Here is an 18138-nt window from a genome sequence, read left to right as displayed (position 1 = left end):
ATCCTGCGAGCGCATGACCTTCGCCGAGCAAGTACCCGGTCTCACCCGCAGGTTCGGGCGACGGACCGAGCGGCTGCGGTCGACGCTGGTGTCGGTCGGTCTTGCGCTCGAGGGCCGGGCCGGCGCCCGGATGACGGACGCCTTCAAGGTTCCGGTCAGCCGGAACACCCTGTTGAGGCTGATCGCCTCGCTTCCGGACCCCGCCACCGCTGTACTCCGCGTGGCCGGCGTGGACGAGTACGCCCAGCGCAAGGGCCGTGTCTACTCGATCAGGGTGAGCTCGTCGGGGCCGGTCGGGCCCTCGGTCGAAGGGTTGAGCACGAAGGCGCCTGAGAAGCACTTGCGCAGGGCGAGGGTCAGCTCGCGGTTGTCCAGGGCGCTCTCCACGACGTGCCGGTACGCCAGGCCGAGTGGCTCGATGGCTCGACCAGGGCGGTGTACGTCGCCTCCGGGTCGCTCTCCTCGATGTCGTTGAACGTGGTGCCGGGCGAGATCCGCAGGCCGGTGCGCTGGAGCCGATCTCTGCGGTGACGGCCTTGGTGACCTCGACGGTGAACTTGATGCGGCCCTCGACGGAGCCGCCCCAGGCGTCGGTGCGGCTACCTCATCCACCAGTTCATCGCGACCGGCTCCAACCGGCGCCGTTCCTGTCGAGTCTGGCCGCCGAAGCCGGGACGTACAGCCCCGAGGTCGGTGAATTGCTCGCCCGCAATGTGGGAGACCTGCTCACGACGGTCGTCACCGAACGGCTCGGCCGGGATGCCGCCCCGACGGACGCCGGCCGGCAGACCCTGCTGCAGCGGATCCGGCACTTCATCAACGCACACCTTGCGGATCCGGCCCTGTCGGCGGAAGCAATCGCCGCCCACCACCACATCTCCGTACGCCACCTGCAACGCCTGTTCCAGGCCGAGGGGACGACGGTCAACGGATGGATCCGCGGCCGTCGTCTCAAGGAGTGCGGCCGCGAGCTCAGCCGCCCCCGCCGGAGCAGGCCGGCCGTGTCCGCGGTGGGGCTTCGTCAGCCCCGCCCACTTCAGCCGGGCGTTCCGCGCCGCCTACGGCATGTCGCCGCGCGAATGGCAGGCCACGGCCGATGCGACCGGCGGTGCGGCTCCAAGACTCTCCGCGCCTGGGTGAGCGGCCGCGTCCTCAAGTCAGGCGCTCCCGTGGGCCGCCCTCGCTTGCGACTCGGTACGCGATTGAGGTCAGGACGTGCCGGCCTGACGGGTCGGCTGGTAGGTGATCAGCAGGCAGCATGCCAGGCGAGCACCAGTTCGGTGCTCGGCTTGCGGCGGGTCGGCCGACGGGCGGAGCGGTTCGAGAGCAGTGAAAGTGGGCCGCCTACGACTGGCAGGCCAAGGCGGTCAAGTGCCACCGGGGTGAGATCCGGGCGGCGTACGGGTTCAGGGCGAACACCGAGGCGCCGTGCCGTCCGCAGAAGCGGTGCGCGCCGAGATGGCGCCGGTTGCGGGTGTCGACGGCGGTCAGGGACTCACGGGGCCAGACGGCCGGGTCGCGGCGTACTCGTAACCCTGCTCCAGGCGGCGGAACTTCTGCGCCGCCCGCTCGTGGAAGACGGTGCCGTCGGCAGGAGCTTCACCGTGCGCGCGGTCGCCCGGCCGGCGTACACCGCGTGCGTCGCCTGATAGATCGTCCTGGAGTGCCCCGCCAGGACCAGGGCCCCGGAAGCGGTCCGACGGGGAACGGGGTCGGCGAACGAGACGACTCCCCCCACGCCGACGGCGAGCAACCCCTCGAAGCAGCGGGCGAGGAACCAGCTCTACGCGTTGCCCGGGCACTCATCGAACAGGACGAACCGCGTGCACACCAGGGATTCCGTGTAAGGGACCTTCTGCGCACCGAGGGACACCGTCGTCGCAGTTCGCGGCGCATCTCTCGTGCGAGGCGATGGTGAGACTGATTGGTGCACCATTGATCTGAAACGCTTTGTGTTCGCGCTCGTTGACGGTGTGTGAGTGATCAGGTGGGGGATGCGTGGACCTGGTCACCGGACGCACAGGAGGCTGTGCGTTTGCTGGCGGTTTCCGCGTTGGTGGAGGGCCGGGGCCGGTCGGAGGTTGCCGCCCTGTTCAGAGTGTCGGTCAGGGCCGTGGACAAGTGGTGGGCGAGGTGACAGGCGGGTGGCCGAGACGCGCAGCTGTCCCGTCCGCGGGGCCGGCGTGCGGGTGATCATCAGGTCCTGTCCGAGGCTGAGCAGGCGCGCGAGGGAACACTCCTCGGCTGCGACTCGGGCCAGCTCCCGCACCGCGCCGTCACGGACGACCGCGTACAGCGTGACCCGCAGCAGCGTCCGCACCCGCTCCGATACCCGCAGCGGTTGTTCGACCGCGAACTGCTCGCCGACGGTCTGTGGACGTGACCCGATCCGTCGCTGGTCGTCGTCGCTGTCCTACCGCTCGACCACCGCGTTCAGCGCCTCGTCTCGTACCTGGTCAGGACCACGCCGCCGGGAAACGTCCGTGTCTCCACCAGGTTCAGGCTCGCCCAGCTGTCCAGCGCGGTGAAGAACGGTGTGCCGCTACCCACCAGGACCGGATGGGTGACGATCGCGTACTCGTCGATCAGCCCGGCCCGCATCGCCGCCCCTGCGAGCGCTGCGCCACCGACCCTCATCGGCCCACCGTCCTCGGCCTTGAGCCGAGTGATCTCCGCGACCGCGTCGCCGGAGACCAGGCGAGTGTTCCAGTCGACCTTGTCGACCGTCGAGGAGAACACCACCTTCGGCGTGTCCCGCCAGTTCCGCGCGAACTCGATCTCCGCTGGGGTGGCGTTGGGCTGCTGGTCGCCAGTCGGCCAGTAGGCGCTCATGGTCTCCCACAGCTTGCGCCCATACAGCAACAGGCTGATCGCCCGCTCCTGGTCGAGCCACCACTGGAACAGCTCGTCGCTCGGCGGTCCGCTCCAGCCGATGTCGTCGCCGGCCGCGGCGATGTAGCCGTCCAGGGTCAGGTTCATGCCGTAGATCAGTTTCCGCATGGCTCAGCCTTCCGTTCGTGGGTGTCCGGCGTATAGACCAGCGCGGCGCGGGAAACTCATCGGTGCGCGATCTGGGCTCGCCGGTAGCCCTCGTGCTCGGGGCTCGGCGTGGGGTACTCGGCCGACTCGGACAAGCCGCCTGATCTCGACCTCGCCCTCGCGAGGAAATGCCACGGATTTGAGACTGATCATGGGTGACAAGGCCGTGAGACAGCCAAGAACGCCCAGGTCACGCAAGATCGACATGTCACGAGCGGCGAGACCCCGCATCACTGGTCGGCGACGTCACCAACGCCCTCAACGGCCCGGCATACATCCAGCACCCGACTCGAACATCCGAGGAACTGCGAGGCTCCTGCCGGGTGCTCTTGGGAAGGATTAGTTCTTCAGGTGCGCGATGCCGTGCTCCACACGGATACGCCGGGAGGAGTGGGCTTTGCGCAGGCGTTCATGCATCTCTTCGTACCAGTCCGGCGGGTTCTTCTTGCACTTGCGGTGCGGTGGTGTCACTACACACCCTCCTGTCTGAGCGCCCAGTCCCTGGTAGCCGGCGTCGGCAAGGATCTCCACGACCGGCCCGTTGGCCAGGAGCTTGACCAGGCTGAACTGTCGGGCATGGGTGATGTCCGTGCAGCTGGCGGGCTCGGCCGGGCTGCAGAAGAGCAGCCGCCCGTCAGCGTCCGTGACGGCCATGAACTTGACGGCGTTCTGCTTGTTCTTGCCGGAGATGAACTTCTCCCGGTCCTTGCGCCCGTCGGCCGGGCGGCGGACCCGGATCCCGGTGCCGTCGATCCATCGCGGCGACGTCCGGAGTTGATCACCCGCCGACTCGCCACGCTCGCCCCCAGCGGCCTCCATCCGCTCGATGAGCCGACGGTGCGCCCGGTGGTCCGCCAGGCCGTCCGTGACGTCCGCACCGCCCCGCCGCCGGCGCCCGCCGATCCGCCGGCGGATCCTACGCTCGCCGGGCTGCGCGCCGTCGTCGACGACCTCGCTGCAGTACGCACGCGATCGGGGAGCTGATGCTCGAAGTCGCCCCGGCCTACCTCTCCGACACCGACGCGGCCGACGTCCTGGCGCCGCTGTGCGAGCAGATCGGCGAGACCCTCGAGAACGGCCTCGTCGCCCGCCGCTACGTCCGGCGACCGCCGCGCCCAGCACGGCACCGTCCTGTAGCCCACCGCTCCCGCTCCTGTGAGGCGCACAGCGTCGTCCTGCTCCCTCAAGAGCCTGTGAGAAAACGCGGTGCTGCGGTACTCAGGGGAGGAACGTCACTGCCGGGAAGGCTGGGGACGGGCCGTCGAGCAGGTGCCCCCGACGGTGGCGCAGGTGCTCGTCGAAGAACGCGAGCGGGTATGCCTGCTGGATCTTCACCGCCTGGTCGGGATCGAGGGTGCCGATCACGTCCTGGAGCTGCTGCCCGCTCCATCCGAGCAGCTTCGCCACCTGCGGGAACAGCGCCTCATTGTCGCCGTACGAGACGTGGACGGCGCCCTGGGCCTGAATGTTCAGCCGCCAGCCCCGCAGGTGCGACCAGAATGCGGCGGCCTCGGGATCCGTGGCCCGGGTAAACACGGCGGACATCATCATGAACGGCCGGTCCAAGTCGCCGGCCAGTGGCGGGTTCATCTGCATCGGGCCGTCGAGGCTCAGCCCGGCCCGGATGCGCTCGTCCGCGAGCGTGGCGCAGGCGGTGGCCGTCCCGCCCTTCGACCAGCCGAACGCGCCCACGCGCCGCGGGTCGAGGGAGCCGAGCAGCCCGGCCGGCAGCTCCCTGTGGTCGACGTCGGGATTGCACCCGGCGGCGAGCTGCTCGACGCAGTCGAGGACGAAGCGCAGGTCAGCAGCGAAGTCCCCGGGCAGCGTCGGCGCCTGCCCGTCGTGGAGCGGGACGGCTATCCGGCCGTCGGGGAACTCGGTGTACGTGTCGTATTGGTGAGCCACCGTCACAGCCGCGTATCCATGGCTGGCGAGCTCTTGGACCATGACGGTGTGGTCGCCCTGGTGGCTGTGCGCGCCATGCGAGAACACGACGACGGGCAGCCGTCGGCCCGATCGCCGCACCGGAGCGCCCACGTGGCCGGCAGTGAGCGGCCCCAGGCGGACCAGAGCGCTGAACCCGGCGTCGGCGAGGAACGCCTGAAGTGCGCCGGCTGGCATCCAGGGCGCCACCGGGTACCGCTGAACGTCCCGGGCGGGGTACCAGACGGTGGCCATCAGCTCGCGGAAGTGCCCGGGGCCCGCGATGTCGTCCGGACGCGACCGGTCGACGAGGTGCAGCTGGACCGTGCCCACCGGGTGCGGCCCGGTCGGCACGGGCAGCATGAGCCGCGTCACGGCGGGGGCGGCCGGGTCGGCCCACGCGGGGCCGGCAACGGCGGCGAGCGGCACAGCGGCCAGCGCGGCTCCCAGCATGCTCCGGCGCGTCATGCCCTTCCGGCTGATGAACGGCGTGGTGGTCATGGCCCCTCCCGTGGTGACGGATCGTCAACCGTGCCGCTGCGGCTGGTCCGTGGGCACAGGGGAACGCTGTCACGTGCCCCTCCCGCGCAGCATCGGCCCACGGGTTTACACCCTGGGGCTGATGCGGTCGGCGGTGTCATCCGGTTGTGAGGCCATCCCGATCACCTCGAGCTCGCGGTCCAGCAGGATCAACCGGTCCCGCTCCAGCCACGACTCGTACCCCACGTGGTCGCTCACCGTCGCTGAGGAGCAGAGCCCGCGAAGGTGGCCACCTTTGGCCAGCGGAAATCGCGTCAAGATCGTTTGGCAAACGGTCAAGATCTCGTGTCAGAGGCCACCTCCGTACGCCCTGTGTCCCGTGACACTGAACCTTGACCGATTGACACCGAACGTTGACCGGCGCGTGTTTCTGCCACTGAAGGTTGACCGACCGGGCCAACGGGCCGGACGCTCGAGTCCCGGGAGCTCACGTGCCCTCGTCTCGAACGAGCCCGGCTGACGGGACGCATCCCGCCAGTCGGACTCGGCGACGATGTGTCTCACGGGCTCGCGTCATTCCCGCGGTTCGCGGGGTCGGGGCTGCACAGCCAGCCGTTGATGGCGAATCGGCTGTCCGCGTGCTGCTTGCTCGGGCAGCTGACCGGCCGTACCTCATGCCAGGCAGTGGGGAGGAAGAACACGATGCTGTCGTGCTCGGGTTCCCAGTCCCGCCAGGTGCGTTCCTGCCATCTCCCGGCTGTCTCGGTGTGCAGTGGCAGAGCCGCGTCGAACACACGCAGCTCGCCCCCATCGAAAGGCCGGGGTGTGCGATGCAGGTAGTACACGAATGTGAGCAGACGACGGGGGGCGAACTCGGCGCTGGTGTCCTGGTGCGGCCGGTAAAAGTCGCCGTCGTTGTGCGCGTTGAGGCTGTAGCTGGGTTCGGTGTGCTGGCAGGAGACTCCGAGAGTGTGCTCGACCGCCTCCAGCACCTCGTCGATGGCTGCCATCAGCTCGGGTGCGGCGAAGTCGTGGCGCGAGCGGGACCGGCGAAAGTCGGGGACCACCTCTCGGTCGCGGATCATGGAGGGCTGCAACGTGTCGCCGGCGGAGTCGATGGCGCGCTCCAGTAGGGCGCCGGCCGTCTGCTCACCCAGGAACTGTGTGATGCGACAGACCGTCACCGGAAGCCGCCAGACCGCGTCCGTACACACCGGTGACCGGTGATCCATCGCCTGGGATGGTCCCGTCACAGTGTCGTGTCGTGCCAAGGTGTCCTGCCTTCTGGATCGCGATGAGTGTTCCGCAGGGGCCGACTCCTCCAGCCTTCTGAGGGAAGAGATGGCGACCGCGGGCCGCGCTCGGCGAGGGCGGGCGACTGTGGCCACTGGCCTTCCCCGGCCGAGTGCTGGAACATCACAACAGGCCATCTGGCGTCGTCACGCGGCCCCGGACGTGTTCACGCTCGCGGCTTGTCGCAGACGATCCATTTCAGCCGTGAGCTCTTCCACGCGGCGGTGCAGTGCCTGGATGCACACCAGGGCGACGCCGAGGCCGTCGACGACGGGGATGGTGGTGTCGTCCTGGTTGAAGCCGAAGGCGGCGTGCCAGTCCTGGGCCATCGGCCCCAAGTGACGTACGCCTTCTGGCTCCCAGAGGTAGCGCCAGGTACTGATGGGCAGCGCGGCCACGGTCTCCAGGACCGCGTAGCCGTTGACCGGGCCGACCGGCGCCACACCGCTGCTCTCCCGCGTCTCGGCTCGAAGCCGTGCCGGGTCACCGCGGTCAGCCGTCCGAGACCGCCGACGGAAGATTCGCACCGCTACCGGCTCCAGTCGACCGGGACCACGTCTTGCTTGAGCGCACGGTCGCTGCAGACGGCGCATGGGCTGCCCGGGACACCGGGGCCCTGGTCAGTGCCGATCGTGATCGCTCCGTGGGCCCCGGCCGGGGCGTGAACGCCGTCGCCGACCATTGCGGCTTCGTAGCCGCCCAGCAGTTCCTGGAGGGTTCCGGGGCCCAGGTTCTCCGGAGCAGCGATCGCAGCGATGCCGTCGTAGTCCGTGTAGGCCGTCCCCAGCGTCCTGCCGCCCGTGGTGGCGAACACGATCTTCGCGCCGCGAATGGGCTCCCCGGTCACCGCGTCGGACGCCATCGCGTTGATGTTCTCCAATTGCATCTGAGTGACATTCAGGCTGGCCTGGCTGGCCGTGAGCCTGGTCGGCTTCAGACTGAGGCATTCCGTCCCGCTGCACGACGGCGTCGCCGTGGGGGCGGCGGACGCGGGGGCACCACTTCCTACTCCCAGCGCCGCCATAGCCACGGCCATTGCCGAGACAGCCATACGCCCCGAAGACCTCACGTCCCACTCCCATGTGTCAGCGACGGACGCCGTCTCATCCGGACGGCACACAGACTGTAAGGGCGCCCGCCAGGCGATACTGCGTGAAGATCGGAGATGCCTTCTATCGGGTGAACTGTCGGCCGGGGGAGCTGACTTGGTCAGTGTCCGTTCTCATCGAGGTTCGCTGACCGAAGGTCTCTGAGCTGGGAGTTGTCATCTTGGGGTGACACGGTTCCGCCGCTGGAGTGTCACGTGCTCTGACGAATGATCAGCAGAGCACGAGTGTGTCATCGAGCATGGTGAGGGGCGGATCGCTGAGCTGTGGTTCGTCATCTTCGCCGATACTGGCCTCGGGCTCTTCTCACTGGACTTGGCAGTATCCGGAAGGGCGCGAGATCGGGGTCTGTGGTCTTGATGTGGCCGCGCAGGGAGAAGCAGCTGAGAAGCTGTGCTCATGATGGACAAGGCCGGTGGAGTTCAAGGTCAGTCGGTTTGCCCGGGGAAGTATGGACGCGTTGAGCGTGAGAGACGGTTCCTGCTGGCTGAACCTCCGAAGCCGTGGACGGTAACGGTCACCCGTGTGATCGCCGACAAAGACGCGTTTCAGCGTGCCTCCCTTGGGCGTCGACGTCTTCGACGGTCCCCTGCAGAGTCTGGTCCTGGCTGAGGCCGAGTTCACCACCGACGAGGGGGCCCAGTCCTTTATTCCCCCTTCAGAGTGCGTGGCAGAGGTGACGGAGACAGTAGGGGCTTCAGGCGGCTAGCCGACGGCTGCACGACCGCCAGGCTGTCCTGGCTCGTGACGGCAAGGACGTCCAGGACAAGCCCGACCACTGCCAGCCGGCGTCCGGGTCCTGGTACTCGGTCTACGGCGACACCACGGTCACCGACGTCGCCCAGGCCACGATCGACCACATGGTCCCTCTCGCCGAGGCCTGGCGCTCCGGCGCCGACACCTGGACCGCTGATCAGCGCAAGGCCTTCGGGAACGCCTGAAGGATCCCGCTGCTGCTGATCGCCTTCGGGTCGTCAAACAGTTCGAAGTCGGACAGTGGGCCGGCGGACTGAAAGCCGACGAACCATGCCTTCTGGTGCACGTACGCCAAGGACTACACGCACATCAAATCCGTCTTCAAGCTGACCACCACCGACGACGAGAAGTCGGCGCTGTCGACCATGCTCGACACCTGTACGAACTGACCAGCGGCCGGCACCGCCACGGCCCTGCGGAGGCAAGGTGAGGCCCGACCGGGTGTTCTGTGGGGCGGAGAGGGCAGGATTCGAACCTGCGTGGGCCCCGCGGGGGCCCGACCTTGAGGCGTGCTCGCTGGTCCCCGATCAACCACTCCGGGCACCTCTCCTCGTTCGCGCCCCCGGTGGTGCCGGCGCCGCTCACGTGAACCACAGTGGCAGGGCTTGCTGACGGGGACCTGATGAGCAGCTGACTCGTGTTGCCGACTGAGGGGGATCCGATCGTGCGTGCGGCTTGGCGCGCGGGGCGCGACTTCTGCTCCGACGCCTGGGCCTCACCCACGGCACCGGCTTCGGCCAATTCCACCTCGGCGGCGACGTCGCCGGCGGACGGCCCCGGCCGACGATGACCAGGCGGTGAGGCTGCGCTATGCCAACGAACATGGCTTGCGGCCCGCTCGACGTTGGTGTCGAGGGGGCCGGTGCGTTGGTAGCGGGGCAGGATTTGAACCTGCGACCTCACCACACCTGCGGCCCCGGCCTGCGACCCGGACGCCACCGCCCTTGAGCCGGCCGGGACGGGTTCATGCCGGGCCGCCCTTGCCCGGGCTCTGCGGGAGGCGATCGGATCGTGAGTTCAGCGCCGGGCGAGTTCCTGCTGCCAGACGGGGCTCTCGAAGTAGTGGTTGTCGAACTGCTCGGAGCTGTCGCGGATGTCCTGTACCGAGGCCTCGCCCTGGTACACCCGCTCCAGCAGCCGGTAGTAGTCGAACCGGTCCATCCCCGGAGTGAAGACGACGAGCATCTCGGCCTCGCTGTCCGGGGCCGGGGCGAAGGCATGCGGCACGGTCGGCGGGACGGTCAGAAAGTCGCCCTGGCCGAGCGTGAGGACCTGGTCGTCGAGCAGGATCCGCATGGATCCGCTGAGCACGTAGAACATCTCGGTTGCCCGGGTGTGGAAGTGTGCGGGAGCACCGGGCGAGCCCTTGTGCAGCGTCGCGCGGTTGGCGGTCAGCGCACTGCCGGTGGTGTTCGCGTCGGCCAGCAGCGTGATCAGGCTGGTTGCACCGTCCTGCAGTGTCTCGGCCTCGCCGGCGCGGACGAGGACGGGCTTCGGGGCACTGGTGAACGTCATGGTCACTCCTGGGGCTCAGTAGTTGCGCCGACCGGTGTTCCCGGCGACACCACTGAATCTAGGCTCCGGAGAGACCCATGTGAGGGTGCATTGAAGGCGTGAAATCATGGGTCAATCTAGCGGCCGGTGCGCGGGGCGCGCATCGAGGGCATGGCCGACGGAGTCCGCGTCCTCGGAGAACTTCCCCACGTGCGTAGAGCCCTTGTCCTCCAGGCCCCGGCCCATGTCATGAAACAGGGGCGCCCATCCGACTACACCCCGCCACAAGGAGTGGACCGTCAGCCGACTGGCAGCGGATGCGTTGGGGCGAGGGAGGGGCGGCATGTCACAGGGGCGGTAAGTCACGGTCATCGTGCTGGCGGCGGCCGGGGTTCTCTCCATGCCGTTGATCTGGCTGCTGGACAGCCCCGATGCGGGGCAGCTGGTCGGGGCCTCCATCCAGGCCGCCGTCGGCGTCGCGGCCCTGATCGGGGCGCTGTTCCAGCACCCGGCAAGCCGCACGGACGACACGGCCGCGCGGACCGGAGTGGCGCGCGCGAGCGGCGGAGGCACGGCTGTCACCGGCGTTGAGTGCCCGCAGGGCCGGGGCAGCGGATCGGCGCAGACGGAGAGGACCGGCAACGCTACCGCCGGTGGCGACGGCAGCAGCGCTGTCAGCAGCATCGACTACACCTGACCAGTTCGGTTCGGCTAAAGCACGGCCCAAGGCAAGGGGGAGGGTTGTCGCGTGGGCGGAGGAGACAAGCGTCCCCCAAGCCCCGCGGCGCCCCCGATGCGTAGGTGACGGTGACCGACACCGGGAACGCTACAGCCACGTTCCAAGCCACGGCGGTGACCGGCTACCGCGGACCAGCGCCGGGTAACGGCGGCGCCCCCGCTGGTCCGGTACGGGTGTCCGGGAGCTCGGCACCTGCTCATGGTTGGACGCCATGGCACCGTACGCAGCCTGGAGAGGGTTGTGGTCCGCTCGCCACCAGGCCTACTGCTATCAGCCTCTGGGCAGCGCGTACGACGCGATCGCCAACTGCCGTCGGCCGCTGAACGCGATGCGGCAGATGGCGCAGCCGCCCATGTCCCCTTGCTGCTGACGGCGCTCTCGACACGGCTCCGGCATCGGGGACTCATGCAGGGGCATGTACCCGACGCTCCGCCAGCACGGCGTTTCCCTTAGCGTTCTGCCATGACAACTGAGAACTGCCGCCGTGATCTCACTGCCATCTGCAAGGCCGCGGACAGCGGCTATCTCCTGCAAGTGATCCGGGATGGCAGCTTCGAGCCCCTCGCCCAGAAGGACCTCTCACACTGGCCCGACTGGCCGACATTCCCGGTCGACGCCGCACATGCGGCGGGGTGCGAACTCGTCATGCTCGGCTACATGATCTGGCCCGACACTGTCACCCCCGACTCGCTGATCGGCTGGCGTGCTGTACCGGATCAGCAGGCATGGTCGGCGAAGGTCGGCACCTTCGCCCAACTGCAGGCCGCCGGAATCTGACGGCCAGCGTCTTCGAGGCCTTGGGCAGCGGACGGGACATCGCACCCAACTGAGCCCGCATCTGGCCAGGCGGGCCACTAGGGCGCTCAGTCACAACGGCCGCGCCCAGGCCCCGCTCTCACGGGGCAATGTTGGTGACTAGAACTTGGTTCCGAACCATGACCACCGCCCTTGCCCCGAAAGACGACAGCACCGGGCAGCCTGCGGCCGCCGACGCCCCTGCCTGACAGGGTGTTCGGCGCCGGGCGGGCGACATAACCCGCGGCCGCAAGGGTTGACGTTGCATGTCACAGGACCTTGGGTGGTGCTCACGCGTTCAGTAAGGAGCGGAGTGTACCGTCTTGAGACGTCTGGCCTGCTACCGCAGTGCTCCCGGTGCGGCGGAGACCTGATCGTGAGCGTCGTCGCGCCAAAGAACGACACCGACGGTCGGCCGATCCAACTCCAGCTGTGCAGTGCGTGCGACGCTGAGAAGCCCGCAGCCGGCGCACTTCTGTTCTGGTTCGCCTCGGGCGGCGGGCACGACACGGAACGGAGCGAGGAGGGCGCCCGACTGCTGATGGAATGGACGGGAGAGGCGATGGCCGAGTACGGCTGGTACTGGCCTGGGACCGACGTGGACGCGGCCACCTCCGCCCCCGGCCTGGAGCATGATGAGGCAGCCGCCCGCGACCTCATGAATCCAGGCACGGCCGGCGAATTCCCTGAGATCGACCAGCGCCAGCAGGAACGCGACGCTCTGCGCACCGAGTTGGCGAACGCCGGCTCTGAGCAGCGCACGCAGCTTCAGGCGGTGTGGCTGCTGCTGGGGGATCATCGCTGACGCGGTTGTCTTTCTCATGAGGCCCCCCGGGCCGCCGGCGGCCCGGGGGGCAGAAGGAGGGGTACTGCCTGTGCGTGGGTCAGACGGGGTGGGGGTGGCCGAACAGCAGGTCGTAGCCCGCTGGGAGCTGGAGCAGGATGTGGCGGGTGAGTTCGTCGCCCGCCGCATCCGCTGCGACGCTGAGCACGGCGCTCACGTCCCAGGCCGCGGTCTGTTCGGTGGCTCCCTCGATCCATGCCGCAGTAGCCCTGACGAACCGCTCGGGGGATAGCGGCTCGCGCGCCTGGAGCGGATTGAGCAGCACGAGCGCCAGACTCTCCGGCAGCCGAGCGGCCAGTTCCGCCCGCACCTCGCCCACCAGGTGCGCGCCCAGCAGCGCCAGCACGGTGCGGGCCGCCCGCTCGGCTTCCCTGGTGGTCTCGTAGTCGCCGCGTTCCTTGACCTGGTGAAGGAACGCCTCCCATCGCATCACCATCGCTGCTCCCGTACGTGTGCGGCGGACGCAGAAAGGGGGTGGCTTCGGTGCGCGCCGCCCCCGTCCCGCGGTGCGGCTGGGAGGGGCCTCAGCCGCTGATCTCCTTGCGTTCCGTCCTGCCCCCGATGGCGATCTTGCGGGGCTTGGCGCGCTCGGCGATCGGGATGCGCAGGGTCAGCACCCCGGCGTCGTAGTCGGCCTTGATGTGCTCGGTGTCCAGGGTGTCGGCCAGCACGAGCTGGCGGGAGAAGGCGCCCAGGGGCCGCTCGGAGAGCTCCATCTGCGCGTCGTCCGCCTTGGTGACGGGGCGGCGCTCGGCCTTGACGGTCAGCATGTTCCGTTCGACGTCGATGTCGATCGCGTCCGCCGAGACACCGGGCAGGTCGAAGGCGATCACATACTCCTCGCCCTCACGGTAGGCGTCCATTGGCATCGCCGACGGCCGCGACCACGTTCCGGTCGTGTTCAGGAGCTGCTGGGTGAGCCGGTCCAGCTCACGGAAAGGGTCGGTACGCATCAACATCGTGAAACACCTCCAGGGTTCAAGGTCAGGCAGTGCTGCCAATGCGTTCACCTGACATCGTTGTAACATGTCATCCAAGCGATGACAAGTTTGACGTCATCAAGATGACGACATGGCCATTGGAGGCCCGATGACCAGGGACGATCAGCCCGACCCCCGCGTATGCGGTCCCGCGCCGGCGTCATTCCTCGCCGCCGCCGCGGCCCTGGACACGATCGACGATGCCCTGCGCGCTGCCCAGACCACTCGGGACGGCGAGCCCTCCAAGCCCGGCCAGGCCAGCTCGGAGCAGGCGCTCGCCGCGCTCCTACTGCTGCGCGAAGTGCGCGATCAACTGGCCGACTGGGAGCCGGGCCTGATCGAAGCCGCACGGGAGGCGGGCGCCAGCTGGGCCGACCTCGCCCACCCCCTCGGTGTCGCCAGCCGTCAGGCCGCCGAACGCCGCTACCTGCGCGTACGCCCCGGAAAGCCGGGAGCCACGGGCGAACAGCGGGTCCAGGCCACCCGGGACCGCCGCGCCGCCGACCGCACCGTCTCCGCCTGGGCCCGCACCAACGCCGCCACCCTGCGCCAGCTCGCCGGCCAGATCACCGCACTCCCCGACCTCCCCGCCGCCGCCCACGCCCCACTCGCTGATCTCACCGCCGCCCTCGCCGACAACGACCCCGCCGCCCTCGTCCCTCGCCTGAAGGACACGCACCCCTATCTGGCATCCGGCCACCCCGACCTTGCCGCACGCGTCGACGACCTCACCCGTCGCATCGACCAACTCCGTCAGAACAGCGGAAACCAGCGCCGAAACCAACCCTGACTCTTGATCAGCGCGGACTACTTGCAGGCGGGCGGCGTCCAGCAGCGTGTTGAGCCGGGAGGCGACGAGCGTTGCGCAGCAGAGCGAGGGATCTCCCCGCCGGCCGACCGACTACGATCGCCGCCTGAGACCATCGAGCGCATGGGCAAGCACCGCCGACCCGGCCCACCGAACCAGCCGTCCCGCGCCGTCCCGCGCGTCGACGCCACCAATCCGCTTGCCGCGTACAGCAAGCGGCGCCGCCGGCCGCTGGACGTCTACCGTCGTCACCGGCCCCTGCACGGCGACGCTGGCCACCTCCGCCCCGACGAACCACGCGCGCTGGAAGAGTGGGACGGCTTCACCTTCATCCCAGCCGGAACGGCACCTGATCTCGCCGCAGCCCAGCGATGGGTTATCGAGTCGGCGCCCGCGAGTCCGGATGAGGCTCCGTCTCTCGGTCATGGGCAAGAACTCCCTGCCCCGTCTGCGACATCGCGTGACCCAAGCCCTGCGCTGACCGACCGGAACGGGGAGCATAGGAATGACAGTTGCGGGCAGCGTGGTGGCCAGCGGACGAAGACGTGCAGTCGGTGCGCCGGTGGGCGCGGCTCTCGTGCACCGAGCCGGGCTCCCATCTGCCCGCGCTGGACAAGATTGCGAGGGATCTCCAGCTGTCCGTGCCCGTGGTCCGGTCCGCTCTGGAACGGCTCGCCACCGAAGGACTGGTGCCCCTCCACGACGGCTACCGCCTTTACAGCGTTGGCACGATGACCCCGACCGAGCGCGCCTACCGGCTCATCCGGCCCGTGATCCACCGCAGCTACCTGCCGGCGAGCGGTTCGCGGGTGATGGTGAAGGACTGGGTGCTTTGGGCGGCGTCCGTGATCTCTTTGGATTTTGTGCGCAGGTCGCGTTGGGCGGTCTCGGGTTGGGTGGTCATGGTTCCACAGCGGCCGTTGTGTGCTGTCAGGTGCCACTGTGTAGCGCCCTACGGTTTTTGTGAGGTCGGCGGTTTTCGCGCCAGCCGCTCTGTGGGAGCGGTTGGATACCGGTGTGGCACGGAAGGCGATGGGATTCGGCGAAGACGAACTGCGGGCCCTCGCAGGGACTCGGTCCTTCGAGCGGGGGTCGGGGTATGTGGACGCGGTGAGGGGTCTGGAGGTGGGCGACGGCTCAGTCACTGCCGTGGTGCACGGCACGGACATCTACGAGGTGGAGCTCGCCCTCGGCGCAGGCGCCGGAGTTTCCGGGCGGTGCGACTGCCCGTACGGGCAGGAGGGCAACTTCTGCAAGCACTGCGTGGCGGTGGGGCTGACCGTGCTGCGGCAGGCGGAGGCGATCCCGCGGCAGCGGGCCGACGCCCGGACGCGGGCCTCCGGCCTAGAGGCGTGGCTCACGGCGCTGTCCAGGGACGAGCTCCTGGCGCTGGTGCGGGAACAGGTCGCCGACGACCGGGAGTTGCGCCGACGGCTGGAGCTGCGGGCCGCGGCCGCGCGCTCCGATTTTGGCACCGTCCGGGAGCGCGTCCTGGCGCTGATCGATCCGCGGCCCTTCGCCCGGTACGGCTACGTCACGTACGCGGACGCCGCCGGGTACGCGAGGCAGGTGGCGGAGACGGCGGACGCGCTGTGTGCCCTGACCACCAGCGGACAGGCGGCGCGCGCGGTCGGCCTGGCCGAGGACGCGATCCGGGCGCTCGGCGAGGCGTACGAGGAGATCGATGACTCGGACGGCGTAGTCGGGCAGGCCATTGCCGCGGTGGCCGGGGCCCACCTGGAAGCGTGCGGAGTCGCTCGCCCCGATCCGGAGCGCCTGGCCGAATGGCTGGTCGGTCACGTGCTCGGTGAGTGGAATGATGCGACGGACCTCGATCCGCTCGACTACGCCGACGTGTTGGGGCAGGCCGGGCTGGCCCGCCTGCGGCAGCTGGCGGCCGAGGCTCGGCGGCGCAGCCCACGGGGCTGGGCGGAGAAGTACCTGATGGAGCGCCTGGCCAAGGCGGAGGGCGACGTGGACGCGCTGGTCGCCCTGTACATGAAAGATCTGGTGCCCTCTGGTGCCACGCATCTGCGCATTGCCGAGGAGCTGGGTGCGGCCGGCCGCCCCGAGGACGCGCTCTCGTGGGCGGAACGCGGACTCCGGGACACCGTCGACGAGGCACACGTCGACGGTCGCCTGGTCGACTACGTGTGCGCCCGCTACACGCGGACAGGCCGGAAGGCCGAGACCGTCGCAGTCCGTCGAGACCGCCTCCTGGCCGAGCGATCCCTCGCCGCCTACCAGCAACTGCGTGCTGCTGCCCGGGCCGCGGACTGTTGGGAGACCGAGCGGGCGGCGGCGCTGGCCGCTCTGCGCGAGGGCACTCGCCAGGAGCGCGGCGGCTGGCACCGCGGGCCCGTACTGATCGACGCGCTCCTCGACGACGGTGACCTGGACACCGCTTGGCGGGAGGCGGCCGACCGTGCCGACGACCGGCAGTGGCAGCAGCTCGCCGACCTCTCGCGCGAGACGCGCCCGGCAGACGCGCTTGCGGTGTACCTGCGGCTCGTCGAGCTGCTGAAGGGACCCACCGGGGACCGCGTCTACGAGCAGATGGCGAGGCTGTTGCTCGACGTCCGCTCTTGCCACCGGTCGCTGGGTACAGAGGATGAGTTCACCGCGTATGTCGCCGATCTGCGGGCCGAGCTGAAACGCAGGCGCAAACTGATCACCATCCTTGACCGGCATGGGCTATGAACCCTGTCTCCGGAGGAAGAGCGCCCGTTTCCGCTTCCTGGTGCTTGCGCATGCGGAACGCAATCATCTGGCATAGCAGGTCGCCCGGCACGGGCTGATGGAAGAAGGTCGCCTGGGAGCCGAACGTGACCAGGGACTCGGTCCACAACGGCACGTTGGCGGTGGCCATGTCGACGGCGATGACACCCCCCAGGCTGTGGGTCGCGATGCGCACCGGGCGGGCGGCACCGCGCCCGAGGCCGGGATGCACATCGTCGATGACATGGCGTACGCGGGCGTGGAGAGCGTCTCGGTGGCGTTGATAGACGAGCACATCGCCGAGGAAGCGTGTGGTGCCGGGCCTGAATCGGCTCCGTACGGCCTGGCTCGGGACCGCCCTTCGCGGACAGCGGACCACACTCAGCCGCCTGCGACAGGGCCGCAGCCTCGACGAAGCCGAAGCCACCGGTGTCCGAGACCCCTCCACCTCGCGGCGGTCTTCGGACTGCGGCCCCACCACCGCACAGCGATACACCGACGCCGTCCACGGACGCCTCGACAGCACGAACCCTGCCGGCACTGCCGCAATTCGGACGCCCTCGTGAGGGCACACGCGCCTCAGCAAAGTGGCCATAGCACGCGCGCAGTTGATGGCACGTCAGCCTGCAGAGAACGGAGAGAACGTGAACCCCTATGCTCCTGCCTCCGGCATCGAGCAACGGCCGGGGTGGTCCTGGCTCGACGAGTACCTGTGGTGTTCGTGCGACATCATCGCCGACCTGGCCGAAGGACGGCTGGAGCAGCGGCCGCTGGTCGCAACCGTCGCCCGGCTCGAGGCCGGAGAACGAGTACTCGCGGTCGGCCCCGCACAACGTGTGACCTGGCGGGCCCTCGGCGACGGCAGATACATGCACCAAAACGCCGTTGCCTTCGGCAGCCCCGCATTCGTACTCGGCAGCATGGCAAGCATGGCCACCTCGGCCCTCGGCAACTCCGCCCGCCGCCGTGCCGCTGCGAATGACGCGCAACCACGCTGCGGTGCGCGCACCCCCGGTCTGCACGTCCTGGACGTCCTGGACGTCCACGGCACCATGCTCCGCTGGAGCATGCATCTCGGCACGTCGTCGACCCGGCGGCCCAGCTCGGCCCTGCGGGCGCTGCTCGAGCTGGTCGACCTCCACGTCATCGCCCTGTGACGCCCG

Annotated in this window: 21 protein-coding genes and 3 pseudogenes; 9 read left to right on the top strand and 15 right to left on the bottom strand. The window is 69.1% G+C overall.

Annotated elements, in window-relative coordinates:
* Positions 1-264: 264 nt before the first annotated feature.
* Positions 265-598 (bottom strand): annotated as a pseudogene (locus GTY58_RS02595) (alkene reductase); the annotation flags it as partial.
* 1 nt (position 599) lies between these two features.
* Positions 600-896 carry a hypothetical protein gene (locus tag GTY58_RS40245; RefSeq protein WP_037651849.1) on the bottom strand — a complete coding sequence of 99 codons (297 nt, stop codon included), beginning with the start codon at positions 894-896 and terminating at the stop codon, positions 600-602.
* Between GTY58_RS40245 and GTY58_RS40240 the strand changes: the two genes are divergently transcribed.
* Positions 829-1140, top strand: coding sequence for an AraC family transcriptional regulator (locus tag GTY58_RS40240; protein ID WP_237528705.1), 312 nt, complete (start codon positions 829-831; stop codon positions 1138-1140). The two genes, GTY58_RS40245 and GTY58_RS40240, sit on opposite strands and share 68 nt — an antisense overlap.
* An 895-nt stretch (positions 1141-2035) precedes the next feature.
* Positions 2036-2224 (top strand): annotated as a pseudogene (locus GTY58_RS41510) (helix-turn-helix domain-containing protein); the annotation flags it as partial.
* A gap of 209 nt (positions 2225-2433) precedes the next feature.
* On the opposite strand, the gene GTY58_RS02580 reads toward GTY58_RS41510, so the two are convergent.
* The 10 genes and pseudogenes from GTY58_RS02580 to GTY58_RS02540 all read right to left on the bottom strand — a co-directional run bounded on the left by GTY58_RS02580 (position 2434) and on the right by GTY58_RS02540 (position 10112).
* Positions 2434-3000 carry a dihydrofolate reductase family protein gene (locus GTY58_RS02580; protein ID WP_010981909.1) on the bottom strand — a complete coding sequence of 189 codons (567 nt, stop codon included), beginning with the start codon at positions 2998-3000 and terminating at the stop codon, positions 2434-2436.
* A gap of 378 nt (positions 3001-3378) precedes the next feature.
* On the bottom strand, positions 3379-3858 hold the full coding sequence (locus tag GTY58_RS02575) for a transposase family protein (RefSeq protein ID WP_237528704.1): 480 nt from the start codon (positions 3856-3858) through the stop codon (positions 3379-3381).
* A gap of 399 nt (positions 3859-4257) precedes the next feature.
* Positions 4258-5463 (bottom strand): lipase, encoded by a 1206-nt coding sequence (locus GTY58_RS02570; protein ID WP_010981907.1) that lies wholly within the window; start codon positions 5461-5463, stop codon positions 4258-4260.
* Positions 5464-5568: 105 nt separating this feature from the next.
* Positions 5569-5700, bottom strand: coding sequence for a hypothetical protein (locus GTY58_RS41235; protein ID WP_255253768.1), 132 nt, complete (start codon positions 5698-5700; stop codon positions 5569-5571).
* Between the two features lie 302 nt (positions 5701-6002).
* Entirely contained in the window at positions 6003-6674 is a 672-nt protein-coding gene (locus GTY58_RS02565) for a 2OG-Fe(II) oxygenase (RefSeq protein ID WP_010981906.1), read from the bottom strand.
* Positions 6675-6881: 207 nt separating this feature from the next.
* Complete coding sequence (locus tag GTY58_RS02560; RefSeq protein WP_237528703.1) at positions 6882-7178, bottom strand: tail fiber domain-containing protein; 297 nt, start codon at positions 7176-7178, stop codon at positions 6882-6884.
* A gap of 86 nt (positions 7179-7264) precedes the next feature.
* Positions 7265-7621, bottom strand: coding sequence for a hypothetical protein (locus GTY58_RS02555; RefSeq protein WP_237528702.1), 357 nt, complete (start codon positions 7619-7621; stop codon positions 7265-7267).
* A gap of 1133 nt (positions 7622-8754) precedes the next feature.
* The gene (locus GTY58_RS41230) at positions 8755-8883 is read right to left on the bottom strand and encodes a hypothetical protein (RefSeq protein WP_255253766.1); all 129 of its coding nucleotides are present in this window, start codon (positions 8881-8883) and stop codon (positions 8755-8757) included.
* Positions 8884-9051: 168 nt separating this feature from the next.
* Positions 9052-9147: pseudogene (locus tag GTY58_RS02545) on the bottom strand.
* Positions 9148-9614: 467 nt separating this feature from the next.
* Positions 9615-10112 carry a cupin domain-containing protein gene (locus tag GTY58_RS02540; protein ID WP_010982316.1) on the bottom strand — a complete coding sequence of 166 codons (498 nt, stop codon included), beginning with the start codon at positions 10110-10112 and terminating at the stop codon, positions 9615-9617.
* A gap of 379 nt (positions 10113-10491) precedes the next feature.
* On the opposite strand from GTY58_RS02540, the gene GTY58_RS02535 reads away from it, so the two are divergent.
* The 3 genes from GTY58_RS02535 (at position 10492) to GTY58_RS39365 (ending at position 12430) form a co-directional block, all read left to right on the top strand.
* On the top strand, positions 10492-10788 hold the full coding sequence (locus tag GTY58_RS02535) for a hypothetical protein (protein ID WP_174514666.1): 297 nt from the start codon (positions 10492-10494) through the stop codon (positions 10786-10788).
* Positions 10789-11292: 504 nt separating this feature from the next.
* Positions 11293-11607: a hypothetical protein gene (locus GTY58_RS02530; protein WP_010981900.1), complete on the top strand. Its 315-nt coding sequence runs from the start codon at positions 11293-11295 to the stop codon at positions 11605-11607.
* 301 nt (positions 11608-11908) lie between these two features.
* The gene (locus GTY58_RS39365) at positions 11909-12430 is read left to right on the top strand and encodes a DUF6300 family protein (protein ID WP_338058980.1); all 522 of its coding nucleotides are present in this window, start codon (positions 11909-11911) and stop codon (positions 12428-12430) included.
* 79 nt (positions 12431-12509) lie between these two features.
* On the opposite strand, the gene GTY58_RS02520 is transcribed toward GTY58_RS39365, so the two are convergent.
* Together GTY58_RS02520 and GTY58_RS02515 are read right to left on the bottom strand one after the other, a co-directional pair.
* Positions 12510-12905 carry a DUF2267 domain-containing protein gene (locus GTY58_RS02520; RefSeq protein ID WP_010981898.1) on the bottom strand — a complete coding sequence of 132 codons (396 nt, stop codon included), beginning with the start codon at positions 12903-12905 and terminating at the stop codon, positions 12510-12512.
* A gap of 88 nt (positions 12906-12993) precedes the next feature.
* Positions 12994-13428 (bottom strand): Hsp20/alpha crystallin family protein, encoded by a 435-nt coding sequence (locus GTY58_RS02515; protein ID WP_010981897.1) that lies wholly within the window; start codon positions 13426-13428, stop codon positions 12994-12996.
* Positions 13429-13558: 130 nt separating this feature from the next.
* Between GTY58_RS02515 and GTY58_RS02510 the strand changes: the two genes are divergently transcribed.
* The 3 genes from GTY58_RS02510 to GTY58_RS02495 all read left to right on the top strand — a co-directional run bounded on the left by GTY58_RS02510 (position 13559) and on the right by GTY58_RS02495 (position 16957).
* The gene (locus tag GTY58_RS02510) at positions 13559-14239 is read left to right on the top strand and encodes a hypothetical protein (RefSeq protein ID WP_010981896.1); all 681 of its coding nucleotides are present in this window, start codon (positions 13559-13561) and stop codon (positions 14237-14239) included.
* Between the two features lie 141 nt (positions 14240-14380).
* Entirely contained in the window at positions 14381-14992 is a 612-nt protein-coding gene (locus GTY58_RS40235) for a DUF6087 family protein (RefSeq protein ID WP_237528701.1), read from the top strand.
* 297 nt (positions 14993-15289) lie between these two features.
* Positions 15290-16957 carry an SWIM zinc finger family protein gene (locus GTY58_RS02495; RefSeq protein WP_010981895.1) on the top strand — a complete coding sequence of 556 codons (1668 nt, stop codon included), beginning with the start codon at positions 15290-15292 and terminating at the stop codon, positions 16955-16957.
* On the opposite strand, the gene GTY58_RS02490 is transcribed toward GTY58_RS02495, so the two are convergent.
* Positions 16929-17270, bottom strand: coding sequence for a hypothetical protein (locus tag GTY58_RS02490; protein WP_137951514.1), 342 nt, complete (start codon positions 17268-17270; stop codon positions 16929-16931). The genes GTY58_RS02495 and GTY58_RS02490 overlap by 29 nt on opposite strands.
* Before the next feature lie 349 nt (positions 17271-17619).
* Here GTY58_RS02490 and GTY58_RS40225 point away from each other — a divergent pair, with 349 nt between their 5' ends.
* A complete protein-coding gene (locus tag GTY58_RS40225; protein WP_010981893.1) occupies positions 17620-18132 on the top strand; it encodes a hypothetical protein in 513 nt (170 codons plus the stop codon).
* Positions 18133-18138: the final 6 nt, after the last annotated feature.

The organism is Streptomyces sp. SID5469 (assembly GCF_009862865.1).
GTDB classification, from domain to species: domain Bacteria; phylum Actinomycetota; class Actinomycetes; order Streptomycetales; family Streptomycetaceae; genus Streptomyces; species Streptomyces avermitilis.
This window is presented reverse-complemented; position numbering and strand designations above follow the sequence as displayed.